The 11,007-nt window shown below is 62.2% G+C and carries 10 protein-coding genes and 1 pseudogene; 5 read left to right on the forward strand and 6 right to left on the reverse strand.

The features are described 5' to 3' along the window. Nucleotides 1-1,600: xanthine dehydrogenase family protein molybdopterin-binding subunit (locus VGL01_RS02160; RefSeq protein ID WP_331566631.1), on the forward strand; the 1,600-nt coding region annotated here is incomplete at its 5' end. Nucleotides 1,601-1,740: 140 nt separating this feature from the next. Here the strand turns inward: VGL01_RS02160 and VGL01_RS02165 are convergent. Continuing rightward, nucleotides 1,741-3,183 (reverse strand): MFS transporter, encoded by a 1,443-nt coding sequence (locus VGL01_RS02165; protein ID WP_331566633.1) that lies wholly within the window; start codon nt 3,181-3,183, stop codon nt 1,741-1,743. A 340-nt stretch (nt 3,184-3,523) separates the two neighbouring features. On the opposite strand from VGL01_RS02165, the gene VGL01_RS02170 reads away from it, so the two are divergent. Further along, nucleotides 3,524-3,778 (forward strand): type II toxin-antitoxin system RelE/ParE family toxin, encoded by a 255-nt coding sequence (locus VGL01_RS02170; protein WP_331566635.1) that lies wholly within the window; start codon nt 3,524-3,526, stop codon nt 3,776-3,778. Between the two features lies 1 nt (nt 3,779). Then, complete coding sequence (locus tag VGL01_RS02175; protein WP_173255519.1) at nt 3,780-4,070, forward strand: addiction module antidote protein; 291 nt, start codon at nt 3,780-3,782, stop codon at nt 4,068-4,070. Nucleotides 4,071-4,108: 38 nt separating this feature from the next. Here VGL01_RS02175 and copM read toward each other — a convergent pair whose 3' ends face one another. The 3 genes from copM to betB are packed head-to-tail and all read right to left on the reverse strand — an operon-like array spanning nt 4,109 to nt 7,728. After that, nucleotides 4,109-4,516 (reverse strand): CopM family metallochaperone, encoded by a 408-nt coding sequence (gene copM / locus VGL01_RS02180; protein WP_414720153.1) that lies wholly within the window; start codon nt 4,514-4,516, stop codon nt 4,109-4,111. A 20-nt stretch (nt 4,517-4,536) separates the two neighbouring features. After that, complete coding sequence (gene betA, locus VGL01_RS02185; protein ID WP_331566637.1) at nt 4,537-6,237, reverse strand: choline dehydrogenase; 1,701 nt, start codon at nt 6,235-6,237, stop codon at nt 4,537-4,539. A gap of 12 nt (nt 6,238-6,249) precedes the next feature. Continuing rightward, nucleotides 6,250-7,728, reverse strand: a complete 1,479-nt coding sequence (gene betB / locus VGL01_RS02190; RefSeq protein WP_331566639.1) for a betaine-aldehyde dehydrogenase — start codon at nt 7,726-7,728, stop codon at nt 6,250-6,252. 246 nt (nt 7,729-7,974) lie between these two features. On the opposite strand from betB, the gene fdhA reads away from it, so the two are divergent. Continuing rightward, a complete protein-coding gene (gene fdhA, locus VGL01_RS02195) occupies nt 7,975-9,171 on the forward strand; it encodes a formaldehyde dehydrogenase, glutathione-independent (RefSeq protein ID WP_331566641.1) in 1,197 nt (398 codons plus the stop codon). A 93-nt stretch (nt 9,172-9,264) separates the two neighbouring features. Here fdhA and VGL01_RS02200 read toward each other — a convergent pair whose 3' ends face one another. Further along, entirely contained in the window at nt 9,265-9,930 is a 666-nt protein-coding gene (locus tag VGL01_RS02200) for a glutathione binding-like protein (RefSeq protein WP_331566643.1), read from the reverse strand. Nucleotides 9,931-10,005: 75 nt separating this feature from the next. On the opposite strand from VGL01_RS02200, the gene VGL01_RS02205 reads away from it, so the two are divergent. Next, nucleotides 10,006-10,647 carry a TetR/AcrR family transcriptional regulator gene (locus VGL01_RS02205; RefSeq protein WP_331566645.1) on the forward strand — a complete coding sequence of 214 codons (642 nt, stop codon included), beginning with the start codon at nt 10,006-10,008 and terminating at the stop codon, nt 10,645-10,647. A gap of 77 nt (nt 10,648-10,724) precedes the next feature. Here the strand turns inward: VGL01_RS02205 and VGL01_RS02210 are convergent. Continuing rightward, nucleotides 10,725-11,007 (reverse strand): annotated as a pseudogene (locus VGL01_RS02210) (dTDP-glucose 4,6-dehydratase); the annotation flags it as partial.

The following is an 11,007-nucleotide window of genomic DNA, read 5'->3' on the forward strand; positions in this document are numbered from 1 at the left end:
TGTCCCGCTCAAGGACCCCAAGGACTTCGAACTGATCGGCAAGCCCACGGACCGGCTCGATTCGGCGCAAAAAGTGGACGGTACTGCGCTGTTCGGCTTCGACGTGCGCCTGCCCGGCATGGTCTACGCGGCCATCGTCAATTGCCCCGTGTTCGGCGGCACGCTCGACAGCGTTGACGATACGCGTGCCAAGCAAGTGCCCGGAGTGCATCAGGTGGTGAAGCTCGACAACGCGGTTGCCGTTGTCGCGGCGCATACCTGGGCTGCGAAGCAAGGCGTTGCTGCCCTCGACATCAAGTGGAACGGCGGACAGGCTGCCACGCTATCGACTCAGAAGATTTTTTCCGATCTTGCGGAAGCGTCGCGGCGCGACGGCGCTGTCGCGCGCAAGGAAGGGGACGTCGGCAAAGCGTTCGGCGAGGCCAAGGCGCGCATCGATGCGGTCTATGAGCAACCGCTGCTCGCACACGCCACGATGGAGCCCATCAACTGCACGGTGCACGTGCACGCCGATCGCTGCGATATCTGGGTCGGTACGCAGGTTCCGACCATCGCTCGCGCCGTGGGCGCCAAAGTGACCGGGCTGCCCCCCGAAAAAGTGGCCGTCCATAATCATTTGCTCGGCGGCGGGTTCGGCAGAAGGCTCGAAGTCGATGCGATCGTGCAGGCGCTGAAGATCGGCAAGGCCGTCGATTCGCCCGTCAAGGTCGTCTGGACCCGAGAGGAAGACGTCCAGCACGACATGTATCGGCCTTGCTACTACGATCGAATATCTGCCGGCCTCGACGCGAACGGCAAGCCCATAGCCTGGCAGCATCGGGTGGTAGGCTCGTCGATCCTGGCACGCTTCGCGCCGGCAGTCGTGAAGAACGGCGTCGATCCCGATGCGGTCGAAGTGGCGGCCGAACTGCCTTATCGCCTGCCGAATCAACTCGTCGATTACGTGCGCGAGGAGCCCGGTCCTATTCCGACCGCGTTCTGGCGCGGCGTCGGTGCGACGCGCGGCACGTTCGTCGTCGAAAGTTTCATCGACGAACTTGCCGCACATGCGGGCATCGATCCGGTGAAGTATCGGCTCGATTTGCTAGGCGATGCCCCGCGTGCCGCGCATGTATTGCAGGTTGCCACGCGCGAGGCCGGTTGGGGCAGTCCGCTGCCGAAAGGAAAGGGGCGCGGCGTATCGGTCATGCACGCCTTCGGCAGCTATTTGAGCATGGTGGCGGAGGTGACGGTCGAGGGCGGCGCGGTGAAGGTGGACCGCGTCGTATGTGCCGTCGATTGCGGCATGGCCGTCAATCCGAGGACGATCGAAGCGCAGATACAAGGCGGTGTCGTCTTCGGTATCACCGGTGCGCTTTATAGCGAAATCACGATCAAGGATGGCCGGGTCGAGCAGAGCAATTTCACGGACTATCGTGTATTGCGGCTCAATGAAACGCCGGAGATCGTGGTGCATATCGTGAAGAGCGGCGAAGCGCCGGGTGGTATCGGCGAGCCGGGCACGTCGGCGCTCGCGCCGGCTTTGACGAATGCGATTTTCGCCGCAACGGGCAAGCGGATACGGAAGTTACCCGTGGGAGAGCAGTTGAAGACGGCTTGAACGGCGGCTTCAGGCTCGCTGGCAAAACGCCCCGATCGACCTTGCCGTCGATTGGGGCGTTTTCCGATTCGGCCCTACCTGGGAAGTTCACTCAGCCGGCGAGGGAACTCGATATCGAGGCAGGTCCATTCCATAGCCTGCTAGCCACCCCTGACTCGCTCCGTCGCCGTGGCGTACCGATCGTCCGTCGCTTCTGCTACATCGCTCGAAAGCGATTCGAGCGCGCGCCCCTTGGTTTCAATCCCCAACACTGCGACGGCTGCCGCAGCCAGCACGAACGAAAGCGCCCCGAGCGTGAAGACACCGCTCTGTCCGAAGACAGGCAATACGAGCCCGACCACATACGGCCCGATCAACGAACCGATCCGGCCGACTGCCGACGCGAACCCTGATCCGGTTGCACGCGCACCGGTGCCGTAAAGCTCGGGGGTATAGGTATAAAGCGCCGCCCACATGCCGAAGAGAAAGAACTGCATCGCAAAGCCGGCGCTGATCACCAGTGTGAGATCGCCGCCGTGCAAGACTGCCTGCCCGTAGAGATAAGCCATCGTTGCGCCGCCCATGAGCGATGCTACGCAAGTCGGCTTGCGGCCCCATCGTTCAACGAGCCACGCGGCGCAGAGAAACCCGGGGATTCCAGCGAGGGAAATGAGCACCGTATAGAGCACCGACTTCGTCGCCGTAACGCCCGATTGCTGCATCAGCGCGCCGAGCCATGAGGTCAGCCCGTAAAAGCCGAGCAGCGCAAAGAACCACAGCGTCCACACCATGATCGTGCGCTTGCGATAAACGTCGCTCCAGATTTCGCGGAATGCACTGCGCGGGCGCTGCCCGAACGGCACGGCGTCCATATCCGGTATGGGGGGCAGCGATGCAAGGCCCGTCGCACGCAACACCTTCGTTTCGATATCGTTCAGTACCGCGTCGGCATGCGCAAGACGCCCGCGATGCTCCAGCCACCTCGGCGATTCAGGCACGATGCGCCGCACGACCAGCACGAACACGGCCGGAATGGCCAACAATGCGAACACCGTGCGCCAGCCGAATTGCGGCAGTACGAAATACGAAACGATGCCTGCCGTAATGAAGCCCAGCGGCCAGAAGCCGTCCATCAATGCGATGAGGCGGCCGCGCGAAGCGGTCGGAACGAACTCGGACAGCAACGCCTGTGCGACGGGAAACTCCATGCCCATGCCGATTCCGAGTACGACACGAAAAGCGATGAGCGAATTCACATCATGCGCGGTCGAGCACAGGTAGGAGGCGACTCCCCAGAGCACCATGCTCCACTGGAATACAGGACGTCTACCGAAACGGTCGGCGAGCAGGCCGGCCACGGCGGCTCCAAACACCATGCCGAAGAAGCTGGCGCTGGCGACGAGCCCCGCCGCCGCAGTCGACAAGCCGAATTCCTGCTTGATCGAGCCGAGCACGAAAGTCATGGTGCCGAGATCGACCGAATCGAAAAAGAACGCCAGTGCGATGACGATGAAAAGTAGGCGATGGTACGAGGAAAATGGCAGACGCTCGAGCCGGGCGGCGGCATGAGCGCGAGGGGTCCTCGACGAAGTGGCGGTCGGCATGGCAGTTCCCGATGAGAAAAGACCGCCTACGCGGCGGCTTGTCATCAGTAGATGCGGCCAATAAAACGTGAGGTATAGAAAATCCGCCATCGGACTTGCTCAGCGGCGCCATTCAGGATCGGGCATCGGCCGGATGAGCGCCCGTTTCCGGGCTGCCCTTGCCGCAGTGTTCGGCGCCTCAGCGATCGACGTTACTTCTTCTTATATCTGAGCTACAACGGTGCGCGTTCTCGGGGCGGCATCACCATGTAACTCTTCTTGATCGGTGAGTAGTTTTTAAAATACAATGTGCCTTACGATAAGCGAGCTTAGGGAAACCGAAACCTTCCGACGGTGGCGCTTGCGGCTGAAGGACGAGCGCGCCCGGGCGCTGATCGCGTCGCGGTTGGACCGTTTGGCTTACGGACACACGGGGGATGCGCAGTCGGTTGGACAAGGGGTTTGCGAGTTGCGCCTTCACTATGGGCCGGGCTACCGCATCTACTTCCATAGGCGGGGCAATACGATCGTCGTTTTATTGTGCGGCGGCACAAAGAACGGCCAAGCGAAGGACATCGAGTTAGCCAAGCGTTTGTTGAACGAGTTGGGAGAGTGAAATGGCCGAAAAATTGACAGTCTATGATCCGGCGGAGGATCTAGGCAGTGAAGCAGCGATGGCGGAGTTCATGGCTGCGGCATTCGAGACGAACGATGCAGGCTATATCGCGCATGCGCTCGGTGTGGTCGCCCGAGCGAAGGGCATGGCGCAGATCGCAGGGCAAACGGGACTTTCGCGCGAGCAGCTCTACCGTTCCTTCAGTGAGCGAGGCAATCCGACGCTGAAAACAATGCTGTCGGTAATGAAAGCGCTGGGCCTCGAGCTGACAACCCGAGTTGCGCATGCGTGAGTACGTGCCGCGGGCGTTGACCACCCACCCAAGCCGCACTACTGAGCCCGTTTCTCCTGCCAACGCTGCATGAGCTTGATTTCGTCCTGCTGCGCCTTGATGATCTGATGAGCCAGACGCCGCAATATGGGATCTTTCCCATACTTGAGCTCGACCTGAGCCATATCGATTGCCCCTTGATGGTGCGGAATCATATGCGAGACGAAGTCCTTGTCCGCATCGCCGGTATAACTCGGCGAATTCATGTTCTGCATCATTTTCTGATCAGCCTCCTTGAAAGCCTGCGAGGAGGCATCGCTGGAACCGCCGGGCGTCGTGCCCGCCGCATGCGACATATCCATGCCAGGCATCGAGGCAGCTTGTTGGGCACCCGCAGGCATGGCCGACAGGCCCCATACGATGCTCGCGCCAATGAGCGCGAGACGACAGGCGAGACGATTGCGCACGTTGAAATCTCCTGGACCGTTCAGACGTCGACCGTACCAGCCAGTTTCGTGCCACGCTGGCATGCCGGCGTCCCTTTCGCGACATAGTAAGGCACATCGGCGCGCGCCAGCGGCTTACGTGCGCGAATCCTGTCGGCGATTTTCTCGGCCAGCATGATCGTCGGTGCGTTCAGATTGCCTGTGGTGATGATCGGCATGATCGACGCATCGACGACACGCAAACCATCGATGCCATGCACGCGGCCTTCGGTATCGACGACCGCCATCCCGTCATATCCCATTGGGCATGAGCACGACGGATGAAACGCGGTTTCAGCACGCGAGCGAACGAACGCATCGAGCTCCCGGTCGCTCTTCAGATCGGCACCCGGACTCAGCTCGCGTCCGCGGTACCGATCGAGCGCGGGTTGCGCGATGATTTCACGTGTGATCCGGATAGCATCACGAAACTCGCGCCAATCGAGCGGCTCAGCCATGTAGTTGAACAAGATGCTCGGATGATCGCGCGGATCGCGCGACCGTAGCTTCACCCTCCCGCGGCTCGGCGAGCGCATCGAGCCGACATGCGCTTGAAAGCCATGCATGTCGATAGCATTCGAGCCGTTGTAGTTGATCGCTATCGGCAGGAAATGGTATTGAATGTTCGGCCAAAGATCGTCGTCGCGCGTGCGGATGAAACCGCCGGCTTCGAAGTGATTGCTGGCCCCGAGGCCCGTGCCCTTCGCCAGCCATTCGAGTCCAATGGCGGGCTGGTTGTACCACTTGAGCGCCGGATAGAGCGAGACGGGTTCCTTGCACTCGTATTGCAGATACATCTCGAGATGGTCCTGCAGATTGCGGCCCACTCCGGGCAGATCGAGCACCACGGGAATCTGCAGCGCGCGCAGCCATTCACCGGGGCCGACCCCGGAACGTTGCAAAATCTGCGGCGAAGCGATGGCGCCGGAACATAACAGCACTTCGCGGCGAGCTCGAGCCTCACGCGCTTCGCCGCCGTGCAAATAGGCCACCCCAACCGCCCGCTTACCCGAGAACAGAATACGATCGGTCAGCGCATGCGTGACGATCGTCAGGTTCGGCCGCTCGCGTGCCTGATCGAGGTAGCCGCGTGCCGTGCTGGCGCGACGGCCATGCGCTGTGACCGTGCGATCCATCGGACCGAAGCCTTCTTGCCGATAACCGTTGAGATCGTCGGTGCGTGCATAGCCCGCTTGTACGCCGGCTTCCACCATCGCCCCGAAAAGCGGATTGTTGCCCGGTTTGCTCGTCGTGACATGAACGGGACCGTCGCCACCGTGATAGGCATTCGGTCCAATGTCACGCGTTTCGGCTTTTTTGAAGTAGGGCAGGCAGTCGAGATAGCTCCAATCCCCAAGCCCTTCGATTTGCGCCCACCCGTCGTAATCGAGCGCATTGCCGCGGATATAGCACATGCCATTGATCAACGACGAGCCGCCCAGGCCCTTGCCGCGTCCACACTCCATGCGGCGGTTGTTCATATGCGGCTCGGGCTCCGTTTCATAGGCCCAGTTGTAGCGGCGCCCTTGCAGCGGGTAAGCGAGCGCGGCCGGCATCTGCGTGCGAAAGTCGAAGCGGTAGTCCGGACCGCCCGCTTCGAGCAGCAGCACGCTCACATCGGCATCCTCGGTCAGCCGTGTGGCCAGCACATTGCCGGCCGAGCCGGCGCCGATCACGATGTAGTCGAATTCGCTGGTGTTCAAGCGCATCCCCTTTCAAAAGGCAGGCCGGTACGGCCCGAGTTCGACCTGAACCGATTTGATCTGTGTGTAGTGCTCGAGCGTGGTCAAACCGTTTTCGCGGCCAATGCCCGATTGCTTGTATCCGCCCACGGGCATTTCGGCCGGCGATTCACCCCATGTATTGATCCAGCAGATACCGGCTTCGAGACGGTGGATCGTGCGATGCGCGCGCGCCAGGCTTTCGGTGACGACGCCGGCGGCGAGGCCGAAGTGTGTCGCGTTCGCGCGGGCGATGACTTGCGCTTCGTCGTCGAAATCGAGCAGGCACATGACGGGGCCGAAAATCTCCTCGCGCACGATGCGCATGTCGTCGCGGCAATCGGCAAAGACCGTCGGCGCGACGTATTGCCCCTGCGCGAAATCGCCGTCGACGAGCCGCATGCCGCCTGTCACGAGCCGCGCGCCCTCGCGCTTGCCGCTTTCGATGTAGCCGAGCACCTTGTCGAGCTGGGCCGCGCTGGCGAGCGGGCCGAAATTCGTCTGCGGATCGGACGGTTTGCCGATGCGGATACGTTTGACGCGTTCGGCCACGAGCGCTTCGAATTCGGCCTTGACCGAACGGTGCACGAAAACACGCGTGCCGTTCGTACAGACCTGGCCCGCGCTGAAGAAATTGGCGGTGACCGCAATATCGGCGGCGCGCGCGAGGTCCGCATCGTCGAAAACGATCAATGGGGATTTCCCGCCAAGCTCCATCGTCACCTCCTTCAGCGACGATGCTCCCGCAATCGACATCACCTTTTTCCCGGTTTCCACGCCGCCCGTGAACGAGACCTTGGCAATGCCCTCGTGCGTCGCAAGCATGGCACCGACGCGGCCGTCGCCTTGCACGACGTTGAACACACCGGGCGGCACGCCGGCTTCCGTGTAGATCGCGGCCAATTCCAGCGCCGAGAGCGGCGTCACTTCGCTCGGCTTGAAGATCATTGCATTGCCGGCTGCAAGCGCGGGCGCCGATTTCCAGCAGGCGATCTGCAGGGGGTAGTTCCATGCGCCGATACCGGCGCATACGCCGAGCGGCTCGCGGCGCGTGTAGACGAAGGAGTCCTCGCGCAGCGGAATTTGCGTGCCTTCGAGCGCGGGCGCGAGACCCGCGTAGTACTCGATGACGTCGGCACCAGTGACGATATCGACGCTGCGCGTCTCCGCGACCGGCTTGCCGGTGTCGCGCATTTCGAGCTCCGCGAGCGCATCGTTACGCGCGCGCAGGATCTCGACGGCACGCCTGAGAATACGCGAGCGTGCCATGGCGCCGAGCGCGGCCCATTGGCGCTGCCCTTCGCGTGCTGCGGCAACGGCGCGGTCGATATCGGCCTGGCTGGCCTGCTGGACGGTGGCAAGGTGCGCGCCCGTGGCGGGATCGAATGTATCGAACGTCGTGCCGCTGGTGGCATCGCAATAGGTGCCGTCGATATAGAGCCGCTTCAGGCCGTAGACGGAAGACTGGGCCATCGAATGAACCTCCAACGAACGGTGACGGTGGGCCGCGAAGGCTTCCACGATAGGCGTTTTGCGCCATGCGTTCAATCGATAAGGGACCCATCGGGACGGGCATGTCGGGTTCCGGCAAAGACGTGTCGCGTTTGGATGGATAGCCGCGGCGCATTGAGGACTACGCTGCAATGCGTAGGACACCGTGCGCGGGCCGTCCGATGGAGCCGCGCGCGAAATTTCTTCGAAGACATGGAGACGCTTACGATGAGCAGCAACCGAGGTGTGGTGTATATGGGGCCGGGCAAAGTCGACGTGCAGTCGATCGATTACCCGAAGATGGTGGACCCGAGCGGCCGCTCGATCCAGCACGGCGTGATCTTGAAGGTGGTCAGCACGAACATCTGCGGCTCCGATCAGCACATGGTGCGCGGCCGCACGACAGCGCCCGTCGGTCTCGTACTCGGGCATGAGATTACGGGCGAGGTCGTCGAAATCGGCCGTGACGTCGAGACGCTATCGATCGGCGATCTCGTTTCCGTGCCGTTCAATGTCGCTTGCGGGCGCTGTGCGATGTGCAAGGATCAGCACACGGGCGTGTGTCTGAACGTCAATCCCGCGCGCGCGGGCGGCGCGTATGGCTATGTCGACATGGGCGGATGGATCGGCGGGCAGGCCGAGTACGTGCTCGTGCCGTACGCCGACTTCAACCTGCTGAAATTTCCCGACCGCGATCAGGCGCTGTCCAAGATTCGTGATCTCACCTGCTTGTCCGATATTTTGCCGACCGGTTATCACGGCGCCGTCACGGCTGGTGTGAAGCCGGGGTCGACCGTGTATATCGCCGGGGCGGGCCCCGTCGGTATGGCGGCGGCCGCGTCGGCGCGCCTGCTCGGGGCTGCTTGCACGATCGTCGGCGATATGAACGCCGAACGTCTCGCGCATGCGCGGCAGATGGGGTTCGAGACTGTCGATTTGTCGCAGGATGCGACGCTTGGCGAGCAGATCGAGGCCATACTCGGCAAGCCGGAAGTGGACTGCGCCGTCGATTGCGTGGGCTTCGAGGCGCATGGGCACGGTAGCGCGCACGGCGACGAGGCACCCGCCGCCGTGCTCAATTCGCTGATGGAAGTCACGCGTGCGGCGGGCGCGATCGGCATTCCGGGGCTCTATGTGACGGACGACCCGGGCTCGGCCGATGCCGCTGCGCGCCGCGGCAGTCTGAGCTTGCGTTTTGGGCTGGGCTGGGCGAAATCGCATTCGTTCCATACGGGCCAGACGCCGGTCATGAAGTACAACCGCAATCTGATGCAGGCCATCCTCTGGGACAAGCTGCCGATCGCCAAGATCGTCAATGTCACGGTGATCTCGCTCGATCAGGCACCTGAGGGTTATCGCAAATTCGACGGCGGCGCACCGCGCAAATTCGTGATCGATCCGCACGGAATCCTGAAGGCGGCTTGAGGCCGACACCGGTAAGCGATGGAGCCCGCGCAGTCGCGCAGTATGGCGTTTGCGTGCGTTCCATCGCGCTTGGCTTCATTGCGTTCGTACGTCTCAAGCACGCGTTGCGTCGGCCCGTTCCCTTTCCCTTTCCTTTTCCCGCTCGACTTGTTCGCGGTATAGCGCGAATTCCTCGCTCATTGCCCGTGCGATAGCGGGGCGCGCGGTGACTCGCTTGAAGTACGCCGCGATGGCGGGCCATCGATCGATATCGACATCGCAGTAGCGCGCCCAGTTGAGCACGACGGCGAGATATGCATCCGCCACGCTGAATGCATCGAGCAGCCATTCGTGCGCGGCAAAGCGGGCGGCCACGAGATCCAGGCGGATGTCCACCTTCTCGCGCGTATAGCGCTTCACTTCATCGCCGGCGTTCGGGTCGAGCAGCGGGACGAAGAGCGCCTTGTGCAGTTCCGTGCTGATGAAACCTAGCCATTGCTGCAGACGTGCGCGCTCCAAGCTGCCCACCGGTGCCAACTGTGCGTGCGGAAACCGATCGGCGACATACGGCAGGATCGCTGTGTTTTCGGTGAGCAACTCGCCCTCGTCCGTACGCAGCACCGGCACTTGGCCCATCGGATTGAGCGAAAAAAAATCGCTGCCGTTCTCGAGCTGCTTGCGCTTCGTGTCGACCTGAATGTAGGTAGCTTCGTAGCCCGCTTCGTAAAACGCAATGCGGGTGGCCATCGAACACGCGAGCGGCGAAAAGTACAGTTCCATTCCTCGTTCCTCCTCGTCGGTCTGTTTTTGTACTATATTGCACATAAATATTCATGGTCAAGGATTTTGTTTCAAATGGTACAAAAAGACGAGCGAGAACCGAAACGCCCGCGCGGGCGCCCGCGTGCATACGATGCCGACGAAGCGCTGCGGCAGGCGCGAAACACGTTCTGGAAAAAGGGCTACAGCGCAACGACGCTCGACGATCTGAGCGACGCGACGGGCATGAACCGCCCGAGCCTGTACGGTGCATTCGGCGACAAGCGGGCGCTGTATCTCGCAACGCTCGAACGTTATGTCATCGCGAATCGCGAAGCGATGGATCGCGAATTGGCCGGGCCGCTACCGCTGCGCGAAGCGCTGATGCGTATCTACGATCTGGCGCTGGCGCTCTACTTCGAGGCGGATGGCGCGGCGCAAGGCTGTTTTCTGATCGGGACAGCCGCGGTCGAGGCTGTCAACGACGACGAAGTGCGCGGTGTGCTCGGCAAAGGATTGCTGACGTTCGACAAGTCGTTCGAAGCGCGCATTCGCCGCGCCCAGGCCGAGGGCGAAGTGGGCGATGCGACCGATCCCAAGATACTGTCCAAACTCGCCTCGGCCATTCTTCATACGCTCGCGTTGCGCTCTCGCGCGGGGGACAAGCGCAGCACGTTGCGAGCGACAGCGGAGGCGGGCGTGGCGATGATTTGTGGCACGGCCCACGAGGGACGATAGCCTTTTCTTTCGCGATGACGAGTAGCGTGCGGGAATCATCGTCAGTACACCGCGCAAGAGAGATGAAGCCGGTACGCTCACGAGAGCGGCGCAAGGCGTAACGCGGGATCCCACCCGAGCACGCGCTTGGCCTTTTCGTTGCTGGCCAGCGCGCCATTGTCGGTGATATTGAATACACCGGTCGCCTCGCTTCTCAGGGCCAGCACGGCCGCCCACGCGGCGGCTTCGACATGGACCGGGCTCGCCCCGGTGGGCTCGTCGAAACCCGTGCGCGGCCCGTAGAGGTTGCCGTAGCGCAAAACCGTTCCCTGCCAACGCGGATCGGACTCGTTCAGCGCGTGCGCTTCGAGTGCCGCCACG

Source organism: Trinickia sp. (assembly GCF_036503415.1).
In the GTDB taxonomy this organism is placed as follows: domain Bacteria; phylum Pseudomonadota; class Gammaproteobacteria; order Burkholderiales; family Burkholderiaceae; genus Trinickia.

Bases quoted from the DNA above. Each gene is read 5' to 3' on its own strand.
- VGL01_RS02165 (WP_331566633.1), bottom strand. From the start codon at position 3,183: ATGCCGACCGCCACTTCGTCGAGGACCCCTCGCGCTCATGCCGCCGCC.
- VGL01_RS02175 (WP_173255519.1), top strand. From the start codon at position 3,780: ATGGCCGAAAAATTGACAGTCTATGATCCGGCGGAGGATCTAGGCAGT.
- betB (WP_331566639.1), bottom strand. From the start codon at position 7,728: ATGGCCCAGTCTTCCGTCTACGGCCTGAAGCGGCTCTATATCGACGGC.
- fdhA (WP_331566641.1), top strand. From the start codon at position 7,975: ATGAGCAGCAACCGAGGTGTGGTGTATATGGGGCCGGGCAAAGTCGAC.
- VGL01_RS02200 (WP_331566643.1), bottom strand. From the start codon at position 9,930: ATGGAACTGTACTTTTCGCCGCTCGCGTGTTCGATGGCCACCCGCATT.
- VGL01_RS02205 (WP_331566645.1), top strand. From the start codon at position 10,006: ATGGTACAAAAAGACGAGCGAGAACCGAAACGCCCGCGCGGGCGCCCG.